This window comes from Pseudomonas sp. dw_358 (assembly GCF_018449655.1).
Lineage (GTDB): Bacteria > Pseudomonadota > Gammaproteobacteria > Pseudomonadales > Pseudomonadaceae > Aquipseudomonas.
Genome location: NZ_JAAVUX010000009.1, coordinates 1 through 16884, shown reverse-complemented (window position 1 = coordinate 16884; position 16884 = coordinate 1). Strand labels below are relative to the sequence as shown.

Sequence of the window (16884 nt, the reverse complement as noted above, 5' to 3'; positions counted from 1 at the left end):
CATTTTGTGAGCAAGTCTCTGCAAGCCATCCGTGGCATGAACGACATTCTGCCGGACCAGACGCCGCTGTGGCGCTACTTCGAAGCCACCGTGGCGGGTTTGCTGGACACCTACGGCTACCGCCAGATCCGCATGCCCATCGTCGAATTCACCGAGCTGTTCAAGCGCTCGATCGGCGAAGTGACCGACATCGTCGAAAAAGAGATGTATACCTTCGAAGACCGCAACGGCGACTCTCTGACCTTGCGCCCTGAAGGCACGGCCGCCTGTGTGCGCGCGGTGCTCGAACACGGCATCAGTGGCGGTGGCCAGGTGCAGAAGCTCTGGTACATGGGCCCCATGTTCCGCCACGAGCGTCCGCAGAAAGGCCGCTATCGCCAGTTCAACCAGATCGGCCTGGAGGTGTTCAATCTCGAGGGTCCGGACATCGATGCCGAACTGATCGTGCTGACCTGGCGCCTGTGGGCCGCCTTGGGTATTCGCGACGCGGTCAAGCTCGAACTCAACAGTCTTGGCACGAGCGAGGCGCGTGCCCGCTATCGTGACGCGCTGGTGGCCTTTCTCACCCAGCACCTCGATGTGCTTGACGAAGACAGCCAGCGTCGCCTGAAAACCAACCCGCTGCGGGTGCTGGACACCAAGCACCCCGAGACTCAGGCGGTGCTGATCAACGCGCCGAAGCTGGCCGACTACCTCGACGAAGAATCCCGCGTGCACTTCGAGGGCCTCAAGGCGCGTCTCGATGCCGTGGGCATTCCTTATGTGATCAACCCCAAGCTGGTACGCGGTCTCGATTACTACAGCAAGACCGTGTTCGAGTGGGTCACCGACAAGCTCGGTGCCCAAGGCACGGTGTGCGCCGGTGGTCGTTACGATGGTCTGGTCGAACAGATGGGCGGCAAGCCGACCCCGGGCGTGGGCTTTGCCATGGGTATCGAGCGCCTGATCCTGCTGCTGGAGACTTTGGAGCAGGTGCCGGATTCCATCGCCCGTCAAGTCGATGTCTACCTGTGCGCCTTCGGCGAAGCGGCGGAGCTGGCCGGTCTAGCCCTGGCCGAACGTGTTCGCGACCAGTTGCCCGGCCTGCGCCTGCAGGTCAACGCTGGCGCTGGCAGCTTCAAGAGCCAGTTCAAGAAAGCCGACAAGAGTGGCGCGCTGTTCGCGTTGATTCTGGGTGATGACGAAATGGCCGCCCGCCAGATCGGCGTCAAGCCCCTGCGTGGCCAGGGCGAACAACTGAATATTGCCTGGGATGCTCTTGCCGAGCATCTGGCGACCTGCGCTGTGCAGGCCTGAAGCCGGCATCCGCCGAATTTGTTAGAAGGAGTGTTTGGGTGTCGAATACCGAAGATGAACAGATCGCCGAGCTGAAAGACTGGTGGGGCCGCAACGGTAAATCCCTGGTGACGGGCGCCCTGTTGGCGCTGGTGATCGTGTTCGGCTGGCAGGCCTGGCATCGCTACCAAAGCAACCAGAGCCAGGGGGCTTCCAACCTGTACCAACAGCTGCTGGAATCGGCGCTGACACCTGGCGGCAAGCCTGATGCGGCTCAGGTGGCCGACATCGCCGGCAAGCTGAAGTCCCAGTACGGTGGCAGTGCCTATGCCCAGTACGGCAGCTTGTTCGTGGCCAAGGTGGCTGTGGATGCCGGCAAGCTCGACGACGCTGTCGCCGAATTGAAGCCAGTGACCCTGAAGCCGGCCAACGCCACCTTGGGCGAGCTTGCCAAGCAGCGTCTGGCGCAGGTACTGGGCGCTCAGAACAAGGCTGACGAAGCGCTGAAGCTGCTCGATGGCGACACCGACCAAGCCTTCCTGGCTACCCGTGAAGAACTCAAGGGTGACCTGCTGGTGAAACTGGGTCGTCACGACGATGCCTTTGCTGCCTATCAAAAAGCCAAGGCCGCACTGTCCGACGAGGCAGCGGTGGGTGGCTTGCAAATCAAGCTGGACGACCTGGCCAAAGGGGATGCGTGACGTGATCCGTTGGAAACATGCAGCATTGCTGGCTCTGGCCGTTTTGGCCGCGGGTTGCAGCAGCAACAGCAAGAAAGAACTTCCTCCTGCCGAACTGAAGCCTTTCAAGGAAGAAGTGGCGCTGCACAAGGAGTGGAGTCGCTCGATCGGTGACGGTCAGGGCAAGACCTACAACATGCTGGTGCCAGCCGTTGATGGCGATCGTATCTACGCCGCCGATATCAATGGCAAGGTATTCGCGCTGAACCGCATGACCGGCGACGTGATCTGGAAGAAAGACCTTGAGACCTCGGTGTCCGGTGCTGTCGGCGTTGGTTCCGGGATGGTGATGCTCGGCACCTTGAGCGGCCAGGTCGTGGTTCTGGATGCCAGCACCGGTGAAGAGAAATGGCACGCGAAGGCCACCAGCGAAGTGCTGGCACCGCCGGCCACTAACGGCGACGTGGTGGTCGTGCAGGCCCAGGATGACCGCGTCATTGCCTACGATGCTGCCACTGGCACTCAGCGCTGGTTGTATGACAGCAGCCCGGCGGTCCTGACCCTGCGTGGTACCGGTGCGCCGCTGGTCACCGACCACTTGGCGATTGCCGGCCTGTCGACTGGCAAGGTCGTGGCGCTGGACACCACCAACGGTATCCCGGCGTGGGAAACCCATGTGGCGATTCCGACCGGTCGTTCCGAGCTGGATCGCGTGGTGGATATCGACGGCGGGCTGTTGCTGGCCAACGGCACTCTGTACGTGGCCAGCTATCAAGGCCGCATGGCGGGCCTGGATCTGGAGAGCGGTCGGGTCAACTGGCAGCGTGATGCATCCAGCTACGCCGGTGTCGCTCAGGGTTTTGGCAGCGTCTATGTGGCGCTGGCCGACGGTACCGTCGAAAGCATCGACGAGCGCTCCACCAGCCCTCTGTGGACCAACGACTCCCTGGCTCGCCGCCAGCTGTCGGCGCCCGAAGTGTTCTCCAGCTACGTAGCCGTGGGCGACTACCAAGGTTACCTGCACCTGCTCAGCCAGGTCGACGGCCGTTTTGTCGGTCGTGAGAAGATCGACGGCGATGGCCTGCGGGCGCGCCCGCTGGTGGTCGGCAACATGATCTATGTGTATGGCAATAGCGGTAAACTGGAAGCTCTCACTATCAAGTAAGGCTTTGACTATGCTTGAGCCCGGCGGGTGCCCATGATGGCGCCGGGGCGCAAGCCACCTCGTGACGAGGTGTACGAACTTCGGCCGCTGCCTGCAGCGGCCTTTGTATTTTCTGAAATAACGCAGTGGAGAGCCGCATGGTTCCCGTAATCGCCCTGGTGGGCCGACCTAACGTCGGCAAGTCCACCATGTTCAACCGCCTGACCAAAAGCCGCGACGCCATCGTTGGCGACTTGTCTGGTCTTACTCGTGATCGCCAGTACGGTGAGGCGCGCTGGCAAGGGCGTTCCTATATTCTGGTCGACACCGGGGGGATCTCCGGTGACGAGCACGGCATGGACGAAAAAATGGCCGAGCAGTCGCTGCTGGCCATTGAAGAAGCCGATGTCGTATTGTTTCTGGTCGATGCCCGTGCCGGTTATACGGCGGCCGACCAGATGATCGCCGAGCACCTGCGCAAGCGCAACAAGCGCTCGATTCTGGTGGCCAACAAGATCGACAACATCGATCCGGAAATGGCCCGTGCCGAATTCGCCCCGTTGGGCATGGGCCACGCCATCGGCGTTGCCGGTGCTCAGGGCCGTGGCGTCAACACGCTGCTGGAAGCCGCCTTGGCGGAATTTCCCCGTGACGTCGAAGAGGAAGACCTTGGCGCCGACGTGGCCGAAGGTGAAGAGCAGGTACGCATCCCTGGGCCGAGCGAGAAGGATGGCATCAAGATCGCCATCATCGGTCGTCCCAACGTAGGCAAGTCGACCCTGGTCAACCGCATGCTCGGTGAAGACCGCGTCATCGTCTACGACGAACCGGGCACCACGCGTGACAGTATCTATATCCCTTTCGAACGCAATGGCGAGAAGTACACCTTCATCGACACGGCCGGGGTGCGCAAGCGCGGCAAGATCCACGAGGAAGTCGAGAAGTTCTCCGTGGTCAAGACCCTGCAGGCGATCAAGGACGCCAACGTGGTCATCTTCGTCATGGACGCCCGCGAAGGTGTGGTCGACCATGACCTCAACCTGCTGGGCTTTGCGCTCGAAGCCGGGCGTGCCATCGTCATCGCGCTGAACAAGTGGGATGGCATGCAGCCGAGCGAGCGCGACTACGTCAAGGTCGAGCTGGAACGTCGGTTGTTCTTCGTCGACTTCGCCGATATCCACTTCATCTCGGCATTGCACGGCACCGGTGTCGGCAACCTCTACGGTTCGGTTCAGGCCTCGTTCAAGTCGGCGATCACGCGTTGGCCGACCAACCGCCTGACCCAGATCCTCGAAGATGCGGTCAAGGAACACCAGCCGCCGATGGTCAACAGCCGTCGTATCAAACTGCGTTATGCCCACTTGGGCGGCGCCAACCCGCCGTTGATCGTTATCCACGGCAATCAGGTGGAAAAGGTCCCGAACTCCTATGTTCGCTACCTGGAGAACACCTATCGCCGCGTACTCAAGCTGGTCGGCACGCCGATCCGCATCGAGTTCAAAGGCGGCGACAACCCATACGAAGGCAACAAGAACACGCTGACCGACCGCCAGGTCAACAAGAAGCGTCGCTTGATGTCGCACCACAAGAAAGCCGACAAGAAGCGCCGCGACAAGCGCTGATCCCCGGTCGGAGTTTTGCCATGTGACCCTGTGGGAGCAAGGCTTGCCCGCGATACAGACGGCGCGATCCAGTGGATCTGCGCGGTGTTGCCATTGCGGCCAAGGCCTGCTTCCACAGGTTGTTTCATCCCCTTCTGTACTTGGGCTATCCTGCGCCTTCCACCGCTCAGGTAACGGCCCATGATCAGCAGTAAGTTGCCGAATGTCGGCACCACCATCTTCACCACCATGTCCCAGCTGGCCACCGAGTTTGGCGCCATCAACCTGTCCCAGGGTTTTCCCGATTTCAACGGCCCGCAAGCGCTCCTCGAAGCGGCCGCTGATCACCTGCTCGCGGGTCACAACCAATACACCCCCATGACCGGCCTGCCTGCGCTGCGCGAGCAAGTCGCGGCGAAGATTGCCCGTGTCTACGGCGCCACCGTCGATCCGGAAAGCGAAGTCACCATCACCCCGGGTGGTACCGAGGCGATTTTCTGCGCGATTCAAGCCGTCATCCGACAAGGCGACGAAGTGATCATCTTCGACCCGTGTTACGACAGCTACGGGCCGTCGGTCCAGCTGGCCGGTGGTCACTGCGTCCACGTCAAACTCGACCCGGTGGATTTCTCCATCGACTGGCAGCGGTTCGCCGATGCGCTGACGCCGCGCACGCGCATGGTGGTGATCAACAGCCCACACAACCCCAGCGGTGCGTTGATTACCCGTGCCGACCTGGACCAGTTGGCGGCGTTGATCGCCGATCGCGATATTTATATCGTGGCGGACGAGGTCTACGAGCATTTGATCTACGACGGCGTCCAGCACGCCAGCGTATTGGCACACGAGCAGTTGTACGCCCGCTCCTTCGTGGTCAGCTCCTTCGGCAAGACCTACCACGTTACCGGCTGGAAGACCGGCTACGTCGTGGCACCCACGCACTTGACTCGCGAATGGCGCAAGGTTCACCAGTACGTCAATTTCTGCGGTGTGACCCCGCTGCAGTGGGCATTAGCGGACTTCATGGCCGCCCACCCCGAGCACACCGATGAGCTGCCAGCCTTCTATCAAGCCAAGCGCGACCTGTTCTGCGACTTGCTGGGAGGGTCGCGTTTTACCTTCACGCCTTCCCCCGGCACCTATTTCCAGTTGTTGGACTACGCGCAGATCCAGCCCGACATGAACGATGTCGAGATGTCCCAATGGATGATTCGCGAGCACGGCGTCGCCGCCATTCCAGTGTCGGCCCTGTATGAAACCCCCGAGCCCGGCCAGCGCCTGATCCGCCTGTGCTTTGCCAAGCGTGAGGAGACGCTGCGCGAAGCAGCGCGAAAGCTATGTCTGATCTGAAGCTCGCTTTGCTGCAAACCACCCTGGCGTGGCACGACCGCGATGCCAACCTGGCCCATTTCGACAGCTTGCTGGAACAGGCGGCCGGTGCCGACCTGATCATTCTGCCGGAAATGTTCACCACCGGCTTTTCCATGGACTCGGCCCAGCTGGCCGAGCGCGAAGAAGGCCCGACCACCCAGTGGTTGAAGGCCCAGGCGCGGCAACTCAATGCCGTGGTCACCGGTAGCGTGATCATTCGGGCTGCCGATGGTACTTACCGCAACCGCCTGCTCTGGGCCCAGCCCGACGGCCAGGTCCTGCACTACGACAAGCGCCACCTGTTCCGCATGGCAGGTGAACACCAGCACTACACCGCCGGTGAGCAACAGGTCACCTTCACCCTCAAAGGCTGGAACATCAGACCGCTGGTCTGCTACGACCTGCGCTTCCCGGTCTGGAGCCGCGATGGCCAGCACACCGATCTGATCCTTTACACCGCCAACTGGCCGGGCGCCCGTCGCCTGCACTGGAACCGCCTGCTGCCAGCCCGAGCCATTGAAAACCTGTGCTATGTGGCTGCCGTGAACCGAGTCGGGACCGATGGCAAAGGCTTTGCCTATACTGGCGACAGTCAGGTGCTGGATTTTCAGGGCGAGCACTTGTTGAGCGCCGGGGAGGCGGATGGGGTGTTCACCGCTACGCTAAGCAAGTCTGACTTGATGGCTTATCGGGAGCGCTTTCCGGCGTATCTGGATGCGGATGCTTACACTTTGACCTTGTTGACCTGACCGGGCTTGCTGTTTCAGGCATAAAAAAACCGGCCCATCAGCCGGTTTTTTATAATCAGCTCACTTTCAAGCCGCTTTCGCTTCCTGCTGGCTCAACGACCGGTTCAGTGCGCTGAACAGTGCCCGGAAACTGGCGGTGGTGATGTTTTCGTCCACACCCACACCATGGATCGGACGACCGCCAGCCACGCGCAGTTCGATGTAGGCTGCTGCCTTGGCGTTAGTCCCGGCGGCAATGGCGTGTTCGTTGTAGTCCATGATTTCAACGCTGATCGGCAGTGCCGCTACCAGCGCTTCCAGAGCGCCGTTGCCCTTGCCGCGCCAGTTCTGGGTTTCGCCGTCGCTGTGGACTTCAATGTTGACGGCGCTGTTGCCGTTTTCTTCCTGCAGGCGGTGGCTGATCAGGGCGTAAGGCACGTTGGCCTGCAGGTACTCTTTGTGCAGCAAGGCATAAATCTGCTGGGCGCTCATTTCCAGGCCTACGCGGTCGGTCTCGGCCTGAACGACCTGGCTGAATTCGATTTGCATGCGGCGTGGCAGGCTGATGCCATATTCCTGCTCGAGCAGGTAGGTGATGCCGCCTTTGCCTGACTGGCTGTTGACGCGGATCACCGCCTCGTAGCTGCGGCCGATGTCGGCCGGGTCGATCGGCAAATACGGGACTTCCCACAGGGTGTCCTCTTTCTGCTGGGTCAGGCCCTTGCGGATGGCATCCTGGTGCGAGCCGGAGAAAGCGGTGTGAACGAGGTCGCCGACGTACGGGTGACGGGGGTGGACCGGCAACTGGTTGCACTCTTCGACGACTTTGCGCACGCCGTCGATGTCGGAGAAGTCCAGCTCGGGGTCAACGCCTTGGGTGTAGAGGTTCAGTGCCAGGGTCACCAGGTCGACGTTGCCGGTGCGCTCACCGTTGCCGAACAGGCAGCCTTCGACGCGATCGGCGCCAGCCATCAGGCCCAGTTCAGTCGCCGCGACGCCAGTGCCGCGGTCGTTGTGGGTGTGCAGGCTGATCAGCACACTGTCACGACGGGAGACATGGCGGCCGAACCACTCGATCTGGTCGGCATAGATGTTCGGCGTGGACACTTCCACGGTAGCGGGCAGGTTGAGAATCACCTTGTGCTCTGGCGTAGGGTTCCACACCTCGATCACCGCGTCACAGACTTCCTTGGCAAATTCCAGTTCGGTGGCGCTGAAGGTTTCCGGCGAATACTGGAACGTCCACTGGGTTTCCGGCTGCTGGGCGGCGTATTTGACGAACAGCTTGGCGGCGCTCACGGCGATTTCCTTCACGCCCTGCTTGTCCTGGTTGAAGACAATCTTGCGAAAAGAAGGAGAGGTGGCGTTGTACAGGTGGACAATGGCTTTCTTGGCGCCCTTGAGCGATTCGAAGGTCCGTGCGATCAAGTCTTCACGGGCTTGGGTCAGCACCTGGATGGTGGTGTCGTCTGGAATGTGGCCGTCTTCGATCAAGGTGCGCACGAAGTCGAAGTCGGTCTGGGAAGCGGAAGGGAACGAGGCTTCGATTTCCTTGACGCCCACGGCGACCAGGGTTTTCCAGAAACGCAGCTTCTTCACTGAATCCATCGGCTCGATCAGCGACTGGTTGCCGTCACGCAGGTCGGAACTGCACCAGATCGGCGCCACGGTAATGGCTTTCGACGGCCAGGTCCGGTCGGGCAGATCGATGGTCGGGAACGCGCGGTATTTGTTCGACGGATCTTTGAGCATGGTCATGTGAGCAATCCTTGAGTTGCAGCCTTCGGAAAGGGCCTGCCGGTAGACGATAGATGAAGGGCGAGGCGACGCGATCTAGCCAGGCAGTCGTGCACTGACCAGGCAAAGGCTGCGGTGTTGGCGGCGTTGAATGAGGGTATGTGCGGTTTTCATGCGTCAACCCTAACCAGTGGGGTTAAAGATGGCAAGTGCTTCAAAAAAATTGGTAGCCAATGCTGTATGAGCAGTGATTTCGAGAATTAATCGCGGCAGATATCCGAAATGACGAGGCCGATTGCGCAGGTATTTGATCCTCCGCAATCCGTGCTAACGGAGCGGCTCAGGGTTGAAACGCCCCGATAAATATCGCCGGATCCACCCGCACGTCATTCAGGCTGACATTCCAGTGCATGTGCGGTCCGGTAGCGCGGCCTGTGGAGCCGACCCGGCCGACCACAGCGCCTCGTGCCAGAATCTGGCCTGCGTGCACGTCGATTTTCGACATGTGGCAGAACATGCTGATGAAACCCTGACCGTGGTCGACGAACACGGTGTTGCCATTGAAGAAGTAGTCACCGATCAGGATGACCCTGCCGGCCGCCGGCGTCTTGATCGGGGTGCCCGCCGGTACGGCGAAGTCCAGGCCCGCGTGGGGATTGCGTTCTTCGCCGTTGAAGAAGCGGCGTACGCCAAAGCGGCTGGACAGCGAGCCGTTGACCGGTTTGTCCAGTATCAGGTTGCTGGGGTTGCCCAAGCTGAAGCTGCGGTAGGCTTGGGTCTGGGTGGCCAGTTCGGCGTTGATGCGGGTCAGGTCGGCGGGGTCGGGGTTGACCTGGCGAGTGTTCTTCAGCGTGATGTGCTGCTCGGGGTAGTGCTTGCTACCCACCATGAAGCTGAGCGTGCGACCACCACTGCTCAATTGCAGCGGGCCTGGCTTGGCAGTCAAGGGGATGCCGACGATGGCGCGCCAGGTGTCCTGCTCCTTGATCACCAGCACCGGTTTGTTGTCGAAGCGGGCGGTGGGCGGGACGGCACTGGTGCCGAGCTCGATCACCGCGACGCCACCCGGTACCGGCTTGTTCAGCAGTCGGGTCAGGTAGCTGTCGGCGGCATGGACAGTGCAACTCAGGCACAGCAAAAGGACAGCAAGCAGGCGCGGCATCGATTCAATCCAGCAACGACAAGGTGACAGGGGTGAGATGGTTATCCTCTACGCGCACGTCCAGCTCGCCTTCACCCAGGCGGGCTTTCAGGCGCTGGCCGGTGCTGGTCTGCGCGGCGCTGCGGATAGCCTGGCCGCGCTCGTCAAGCAAAATGCTGTAACCGCGCCCAAGGGTCGCCAGCGGGCTGACCACATGCAGCGTCTGCATCTGTGCTTGCAGTGCCTGACGCCGGTCCTTGAGGTTTTCCCGGATTGCCCTTGGCAGCCGCGCGGCGAGTGTGTCCACACGTTGCTTGAGCAGGGCGAGCGTACGGCCGGGGTGCTGCGCCGCCAGCCTTCCCTCCAGTCGCTCCATGCGCTGACGACTGTTGCGCATGCGATGCTCGAATGCGCGGCGCATGCGCATGTCCAGGTCGTCCAGGCGTTGGGCCTGCTGGCGCAAGCGTTCACCGGGATGGCGCAGGCGTGCTGCCAGACCGTCCAGGCGCAGGCGATCATGGCGCAGGCGGTTCTGCATGCGCATCAACAGGCGACGTTCGAGGCTTTCGACGCGGCGCACCAGGTCACTGGAGTCCGGCGCCAGCAGTTCGGCGGCGGCCGAAGGTGTCGGCGCGCGAACGTCGGCGACGAAATCGCTGATCGAAACATCGGTTTCATGGCCCACTGCGCTGACGATCGGGGTCACGCAGGCATCCACGGCGCGGGCCACGGCTTCCTCGTTGAAACACCAGAGGTCTTCCAGCGAACCACCACCACGGGCGAGGATGATGGCGTCGAAGCCTCGGGCATCGGCCAGCTCGAGCGCGCGGACGATCTGCGCCGTGGCGTCGCGACCTTGTACTGCCGTGGGAATCAGGGTCAGTCGCACCTGGGGAGCTCGGCGCCGAAAGACGCTGATGATGTCGCGGATCACCGCTCCTGTCGGCGAGCTGACGATACCAATGCGTTGAGGATGGGCGGGCAGGGGCACCTTGCGTTCGGCGCTGAACAGGCCTTCGGCCATGAGCTTGTCTTTCAGCGCATCGAACGCCAGGCGCAGGGCGCCGTCGCCAGCCGGCTCGACGGTATCGAGAATCAGTTGGTAATCACCCCGGCCCTCGAACAGCGAGACCTTGCCGCGCACTTTGACCGCCAGGCCATCCTTCAGCGCCTGGCGTACCCGCTGGGCATTTTGCCGGAACAGTGCGCAGCGTACCTGCGCACCACTGTCCTTGAGGGTGAAGTACATATGCCCCGAGGCGGGGCGTGCGAGGTTGGAAATCTCGCCTTCGACCCATATGTTACTGAACACATCCTCCAGCAACACGCGGGCGCGGCCATTGAGCTGGCTGACAGTGAGTACTTCGCGGTCCAGGTTAAGCCTGGCGAATGGGTCTTTGATCATGCCGGGCATGATAGATGCATTCGCCAACGGCAACCACCACTCTGGCTGCCTGGGGGAGCACATGGTTTATCCTTCCGCGTCATATTCTCAAAGGTTGCGCATGCAGACCCAAGCCATCATCGCCCCGCGGATTTCCACTCTGCCGGTCCACGAGCCTCGCGCCCGCGCCATTCTGCGCTGGCTGGTGCGCAAGGACATCATCGAAGAGCAGCCGAGCACCTGTGGCAGCACCGGCAACCGAATGGCCTATGCCATTTCGGCGGGCGCGCGGGCCGTAGTCGAACGCCCGGAGCTGCTGCCGTTCGGCGAAAGGGTCAACGGCCTCGAAGTGGTGACAGATCGCTGCATCTTCACCCCGATGGACGGTTTCCTGCACGAGGCGGGTTGCCCGCAGTGCCGCCGGGAAGTGGGAGAAGCGCTGTTCGACAGCCTCGAGGACTGGATGCCAGGCCATACGGACAACTTCAGCTGCCCGGAATGCGGGCACGAAGATGACATCAATGGCTTTCTGTTCCTGCAACCCTGTGCGTTCAGCAACCTGGGCTTCATTTTCAATAACTGGGAGAGGGCAGGACTCAAGAAGGGTTTTGTCGCGGAATTTGCGGACTGGCTGGATCAGCCGGTGGCCCATGTGTCCGTCTATATAAACAGTATTTGAAGCATCGGACATATTGGCCTTTCTTGTGGGGGCATGTCTAGGTATAATGGCGCGCTTCCATTTTCCCGCTCGGGAGCCCCCGCGATGCTGCGTATCAGCCAAGAAGCCCTGACCTTCGACGACATTCTCCTCGTACCCGGTTATTCCGAAGTACTGCCCAACGAAGTCAGTCTCAAGACCCAATTGACCCGCGGCATTTCGCTGAACATTCCGCTTGTCTCCGCCGCCATGGACACCGTCACCGAAGCTCGCCTGGCCATCGCCATGGCGCAGGAAGGTGGCATCGGTATCATCCACAAGAACATGACCATCGAGCAGCAGGCTGCCGAAGTGCGCAAGGTCAAGAAGTTCGAGGCCGGCGTGGTCAAGGACCCGATCACCATCGAGGCCGATGCCACGGTGCGTGACCTGTTCGAGTTGACGCGTCAACACAATATCTCCGGGGTACCGGTACTGCACGACGGCGACCTGGTCGGCATCGTCACCTCTCGCGACGTGCGCTTCGAAACCCGCCTGGACATTCCAGTGCGTGAAGTCATGACCCCGAAAGAGCGTCTGGTCACCGTGCGCGAAGGCGCCGACAAGGAAACCGTCCGCGATCTGCTGCACAAGCATCGCCTGGAAAAGGTCCTGATCGTCGACAGCGAGTTTCACCTCAAGGGCATGATGACCGTCAAGGACATCGAAAAAGCCAAGGCCTATCCGCTGGCCAGCAAGGACGACCAGGCTCGCCTGCGCGTCGGCGCTGCCGTCGGTACCGGTAAAGACACCGGCGAGCGTGTCAGCGCGCTGGTCGCCGCCGGCGTCGACGTGATCGTGGTCGACACCGCCCACGGCCACTCCAAGGGCGTGATCGACCGCGTTCGCTGGGTCAAGCAGAACTTCCCGGAAGTTCAGGTCATTGGCGGCAACATCGCCACTGGCGCGGCCGCCCGGGCACTGGTTGAAGCCGGTGCCGACGCGGTCAAGGTCGGTATCGGTCCTGGCTCGATCTGCACCACGCGCATCGTCGCCGGTGTCGGCGTGCCGCAGATCAGCGCCATCGCCAATGTGGCCGCCGCCCTTGAAGGCAGCGGTGTGCCGTTGATCGCCGATGGTGGCATCCGTTTCTCCGGTGACCTGTCCAAGGCCATTGTCGCCGGCGCCTCCAGCGTGATGATGGGCTCGATGTTCGCCGGTACCGAAGAGGCTCCGGGCGAAATCGAACTGTTCCAGGGCCGTTCCTACAAGGCTTACCGTGGCATGGGCTCGTTGGGTGCCATGTCTCAGGCTCAGGGCTCTTCGGACCGTTACTTCCAGGACTCCTCGGCCGGTGCCGAGAAACTGGTTCCCGAAGGGATCGAAGGCCGTGTGCCTTATAAAGGCACCCTGGGCGCCATCCTCCATCAATTGATGGGCGGCCTGCGTTCGTCCATGGGCTACACCGGCAGTGCCGACATCGAAGAGATGCGCACCAAGCCGGAGTTTGTCCGCATCACCGGTGCCGGCATGGCGGAATCCCATGTTCACGACGTGCAGATCACCAAGGAAGCACCCAACTATCGCGTAGGTTGATAGTGCCCGTGGCGGGCCCTCCCGCCGCGGTTGAATTAGCAAGCGGGGCTGTGCATCACAGCCCCGTGTCGTTTCTGATTATCTTTGACGAGAATGAGTCATGGCCCTCGACATCCACGCCCACCGTATCCTGATCCTCGATTTCGGCTCCCAGTACACCCAGCTGATTGCGCGCCGTGTGCGCGAGATCGGCGTGTATTGCGAACTGCACCCGTTCGACATGGACGACGAAGCGATTCGCCAATTCGCTCCCAAAGGCGTCATCCTCGCCGGCGGCCCGGAGTCGGTGCACGAAGCCAACAGCCCACGCTGCCCGCAGGCCGTATTCGACCTCGGCGTACCGGTCTTCGGCATCTGCTACGGCATGCAGACCATGGCCGAGCAACTGGGCGGCAAGGTGGAAGGTTCCGACCTGCGCGAATTCGGTTACGCCCGCGTCGACGTGGTCGGTAAAAGTCGTCTGCTGGATGGCATCGAAGACCACATCGACGCTGATGGCCTGTTCGGCCTCGACGTGTGGATGAGCCACGGTGACAAAGTCACCCGCATGCCGGAAGACTTCAGCATCCTGGCCAGCACTCCGAGTTGCCCGATCGCCGGCATGTTCAGCGACGAGCGTCGCTACTACGGCGTGCAGTTCCACCCCGAAGTGACGCACACCAAGCAAGGCGGCCGCATCCTGTCGCGCTTCATCCTCGACATCTGCGAGTGTGAAGCCCTGTGGACCCCGTCGAAAATCGCCGAAGACGCCATCGCCCAGGTTCGCGCCCAGGTAGGTACCGACAACGTTTTGCTGGGCCTGTCCGGCGGCGTCGACTCGTCAGTGGTTGCGGCCCTGCTGCACAAGGCCATCGGTGATCAGCTGACCTGCGTGTTTGTCGACAACGGCCTGCTGCGCCTGCACGAAGGCGAGCAGGTCATGGCGATGTTCGCCGAGAACATGGGCGTCAAGGTGATCCGCGCCAACGCCGAGGATCAATTTCTCGATAACCTGGCGGGCGAAGCCGACCCGGAGAAGAAGCGCAAGATCATCGGCCGTACCTTCATCGACGTGTTCGACGCCGAGTCCACCAAGCTGGACAACATCAAGTACCTGGCCCAAGGCACCATCTACCCCGATGTGATCGAGTCGGCCGGCGCCAAGAGCGGCAAGGCCCACGTGATCAAGTCGCACCACAACGTCGGTGGCCTGCCGGAGGAAATGAACCTCAAGCTGGTCGAGCCGTTGCGCGAACTGTTCAAGGACGAAGTGCGCCGTCTCGGTCTGGAACTGGGCCTGCCCTACGACATGGTCTACCGTCACCCCTTCCCGGGCCCGGGCCTGGGCGTGCGCATCCTCGGTGAAGTGAAGAAGGAGTACGCCGACCTGCTGCGTCGCGCCGATCACATCTTCATCGAAGAACTGCGCAAGGCCGACTGGTACCACAAGGTCAGCCAGGCCTTCGTCGTGTTCCAACCCGTGAAATCCGTCGGCGTGGTCGGCGACGGCCGTCGCTACGCCTGGGTGGTGGCCCTGCGTGCGGTGGAAACCATCGACTTCATGACCGCACGTTGGGCGCACTTGCCTTATGAGTTGCTGGAGACGGTGAGTGGTCGGATCATCAACGAGATCGAAGGGATTTCGCGGGTGACTTACGATGTGTCGAGCAAGCCGCCGGCGACGATCGAGTGGGAGTAGGGGGTATTCTCAACTATCTGACTTAGTTGTAAAAAATAAGTATAGATAGTGAATTTACTGTTTCATCAATGGCGTTTTTCATGGCGCGGATGGTTGGCATCAGCACAAGTGCCTCGATACCATAACCGGCATTAGCAATGCCGGCATGGTATCGAGAGTGCTGAGCCTAGAGATGTCAGTCAGGAACTAAGTTGCGACTATTAAATACTTTTTTCTGCCCGTTCTCATGAAGCATGTAGCCGTGAGTATCATTCGTCGACACATAATCCTTATTTGTAGCCTAGCCATCCAAAATACTTCATAAGAAAAGCTTTTCTTTTTTTCTCAATATGAAAATCAATCAAGCCGAGGATGCTAGTAAGAAAAATATGTTCTTCAACACCAAACCTCTCAGGGATGAAGCACAAATCATAGTCTGCCAAAATCTCATCAACGGCGTAGTCACCTGTTTTATAAAGGTCAGCATAGGTAGTAATATCTTTTTTCAAAGAAAGGGCTTGGAGATATGACTTCCGCAACATCCAATTCTCAACTATTTTTTCAATGTCGAGAATCCCTATTCTTTGTTCTTCAGGCAGATGATCAAGAATTCCATCACCTAGTTCACGCATAAAATCAATCAGTTGCATGTAGCCGCGCATGGACACCTCAAGAAATTGGAAACGCTGTGACAATATAAGCTGGCATGTGATTAAATTCAGCAAATTCAATCACAACTCTCACTTTAGTCATTCTTACAGGTGTCGTTTGCGCGGACCTCATAATGCCCCATCCAATGTCGGTATTTAGCTCGCTCACTAGTGTCAGTCGATTTTTTGTGCGCAAGAATTTTATTTTAGAAAACATTATGATTTTCAGCTTGTTAGTCTTCAATGCCTGGCTGATCGCCCATTCGGCTATTTCCATATTTTCAAATGTTGTCATTGCCTGAGCGGTTCTTACCTTACGTAATCGTTTTTGCAAGTCTGAAATATTTTTTTTGATAATGGTCTCTTAAAGTGTGACCACCAATTCCTTTTCTGGGTGCGTGGAGAGGCATTTCACTTACAGCAATGCTCATCCTGCCAGCACGTACCGAGGAAACTCGAAAAGCGTTGTACATAGATGCAGTCGTTAAAGGCACTACGAATTCGGTAGCTAACCCAATAACCTGGCCTGTTGCTCGAGAGGCACCTAAAGCTTCGGCCGCGGTCGCTCCAGCTTTGAATGCATATGAGTCAGTTTGCTGGCCTGTCACAATCTGCGTAGAGGCAGCTGAAAGTTGATCAGAAGCGTGAACCCCCATTGCAACGCACCCGACTTTTGAAATCATCGTTGGCTCAGGTAACGCACATAGCACACCTGAACCTGCAAGCTCGATAATTCCGCCGACAAGCCGAAGGCTTCCAAATATACGATTGGACATAATCTCAGCGGGTGTCAGTGACTCGTGCGTGAGTATTGCAGCCATCTGAGCAAAATTGAGGACTACGCGAAAGCTTCCATCGTCAGACATCATGCGTTTCCTTACGCAAATGACTTGTTAGCGGTCCTGTCCCAACCACCAGAAACGATGCCCGCACTCCCACCATCGGCACGCCGCTGCTGTGAATATTCGAATTTAATGCGCCCGTAATTCAGGGTTACGACTTCGACAGGGAAGCCGGATTGTTCTGCGCCCTGTCCGCTGACCAATGCGATCAGCACCTCTTCAAGCACGATGTCCAAATACTTGAGTTTTTCAGTTCCTGCACGATGACTCGAATCGTCACGGTCTTGATATGTGAGCCTCTGCAGCAAAGCTCGAATAGCTTAGGGGTGGCGCGGTCAATGTACTTGCTGATCTGAAAATCCCCGAGGGAAACACCTCCAGCGGAAGCGCCACCACTGGAGCTTGCTGTCTGACTGATGGACTGCACGGCGTCGTAGTGAT

Annotated in this window: 15 protein-coding genes and 1 pseudogene; 9 read left to right on the top strand and 7 right to left on the bottom strand. The window is 59.8% G+C overall.

Annotated features, from left to right (window positions below; all coding sequences use genetic code 11):
• The first annotated feature begins 6 nt into the window (after window positions 1–6).
• The 6 genes from hisS to HB675_RS14660 all read left to right on the top strand — a co-directional run bounded on the left by hisS (window position 7) and on the right by HB675_RS14660 (window position 6820).
• Window positions 7–1296 carry a histidine--tRNA ligase gene (gene hisS / locus HB675_RS14685; protein WP_213879058.1) on the top strand — a complete coding sequence of 430 codons (1290 nt, stop codon included), beginning with the start codon at window positions 7–9 and terminating at the stop codon, window positions 1294–1296.
• Between the two features lie 38 nt (window positions 1297–1334).
• Window positions 1335–1976: a tetratricopeptide repeat protein gene (locus tag HB675_RS14680; protein ID WP_213879057.1), complete on the top strand. Its 642-nt coding sequence runs from the start codon at window positions 1335–1337 to the stop codon at window positions 1974–1976.
• Window positions 1969–3120 carry an outer membrane protein assembly factor BamB gene (gene bamB / locus HB675_RS14675; RefSeq protein ID WP_213879056.1) on the top strand — a complete coding sequence of 384 codons (1152 nt, stop codon included), beginning with the start codon at window positions 1969–1971 and terminating at the stop codon, window positions 3118–3120. Before HB675_RS14680 ends, bamB begins: the two co-directional genes overlap by 8 nt.
• A gap of 137 nt (window positions 3121–3257) precedes the next feature.
• Complete coding sequence (gene der / locus HB675_RS14670) at window positions 3258–4721, top strand: ribosome biogenesis GTPase Der (RefSeq protein WP_213879055.1); 1464 nt, start codon at window positions 3258–3260, stop codon at window positions 4719–4721.
• Window positions 4722–4901: 180 nt separating this feature from the next.
• A complete protein-coding gene (locus HB675_RS14665; RefSeq protein ID WP_213879054.1) occupies window positions 4902–6050 on the top strand; it encodes a pyridoxal phosphate-dependent aminotransferase in 1149 nt (382 codons plus the stop codon).
• Window positions 6038–6820 (top strand): amidohydrolase, encoded by a 783-nt coding sequence (locus HB675_RS14660; RefSeq protein WP_213879053.1) that lies wholly within the window; start codon window positions 6038–6040, stop codon window positions 6818–6820. Before HB675_RS14665 ends, HB675_RS14660 begins: the two co-directional genes overlap by 13 nt.
• Window positions 6821–6886: 66 nt before the next feature.
• On the opposite strand, the gene leuA is transcribed toward HB675_RS14660, so the two are convergent.
• The 3 genes from leuA to xseA all read right to left on the bottom strand — a co-directional run bounded on the left by leuA (window position 6887) and on the right by xseA (window position 11082).
• Window positions 6887–8557 carry a 2-isopropylmalate synthase gene (leuA, locus tag HB675_RS14655; RefSeq protein ID WP_213879052.1) on the bottom strand — a complete coding sequence of 557 codons (1671 nt, stop codon included), beginning with the start codon at window positions 8555–8557 and terminating at the stop codon, window positions 6887–6889.
• Between the two features lie 319 nt (window positions 8558–8876).
• Window positions 8877–9698 carry a peptidoglycan DD-metalloendopeptidase family protein gene (locus tag HB675_RS14650; RefSeq protein WP_213879051.1) on the bottom strand — a complete coding sequence of 274 codons (822 nt, stop codon included), beginning with the start codon at window positions 9696–9698 and terminating at the stop codon, window positions 8877–8879.
• A 4-nt stretch (window positions 9699–9702) separates the two neighbouring features.
• Window positions 9703–11082 carry an exodeoxyribonuclease VII large subunit gene (gene xseA, locus HB675_RS14645; protein ID WP_213879238.1) on the bottom strand — a complete coding sequence of 460 codons (1380 nt, stop codon included), beginning with the start codon at window positions 11080–11082 and terminating at the stop codon, window positions 9703–9705.
• A 100-nt stretch (window positions 11083–11182) separates the two neighbouring features.
• Here xseA and HB675_RS14640 point away from each other — a divergent pair, with 100 nt between their 5' ends.
• The 3 genes from HB675_RS14640 (at window position 11183) to guaA (ending at window position 14972) form a co-directional block, all read left to right on the top strand.
• Window positions 11183–11740 carry a sugar ABC transporter ATPase gene (locus HB675_RS14640; RefSeq protein WP_213879050.1) on the top strand — a complete coding sequence of 186 codons (558 nt, stop codon included), beginning with the start codon at window positions 11183–11185 and terminating at the stop codon, window positions 11738–11740.
• Window positions 11741–11824: 84 nt separating this feature from the next.
• Window positions 11825–13294: an IMP dehydrogenase gene (gene guaB / locus HB675_RS14635; protein ID WP_213879049.1), complete on the top strand. Its 1470-nt coding sequence runs from the start codon at window positions 11825–11827 to the stop codon at window positions 13292–13294.
• A gap of 100 nt (window positions 13295–13394) precedes the next feature.
• On the top strand, window positions 13395–14972 hold the full coding sequence (gene guaA, locus HB675_RS14630; protein WP_213879048.1) for a glutamine-hydrolyzing GMP synthase: 1578 nt from the start codon (window positions 13395–13397) through the stop codon (window positions 14970–14972).
• A 269-nt stretch (window positions 14973–15241) separates the two neighbouring features.
• Here guaA and HB675_RS14625 read toward each other — a convergent pair whose 3' ends face one another.
• From HB675_RS14625 to HB675_RS14615, 4 genes and pseudogenes are all read right to left on the bottom strand, one after another.
• A complete protein-coding gene (locus HB675_RS14625; protein ID WP_256737562.1) occupies window positions 15242–15601 on the bottom strand; it encodes a hypothetical protein in 360 nt (119 codons plus the stop codon).
• A gap of 19 nt (window positions 15602–15620) precedes the next feature.
• Window positions 15621–15896 (bottom strand): RNase A-like domain-containing protein, encoded by a 276-nt coding sequence (locus HB675_RS25900; RefSeq protein WP_256737561.1) that lies wholly within the window; start codon window positions 15894–15896, stop codon window positions 15621–15623.
• A 19-nt stretch (window positions 15897–15915) separates the two neighbouring features.
• Window positions 15916–16467, bottom strand: coding sequence for a hypothetical protein (locus HB675_RS14620; RefSeq protein ID WP_256737560.1), 552 nt, complete (start codon window positions 16465–16467; stop codon window positions 15916–15918).
• Between the two features lie 11 nt (window positions 16468–16478).
• A pseudogene (locus HB675_RS14615) lies at window positions 16479–16884 on the bottom strand (type VI secretion system tube protein Hcp); the annotation flags it as partial.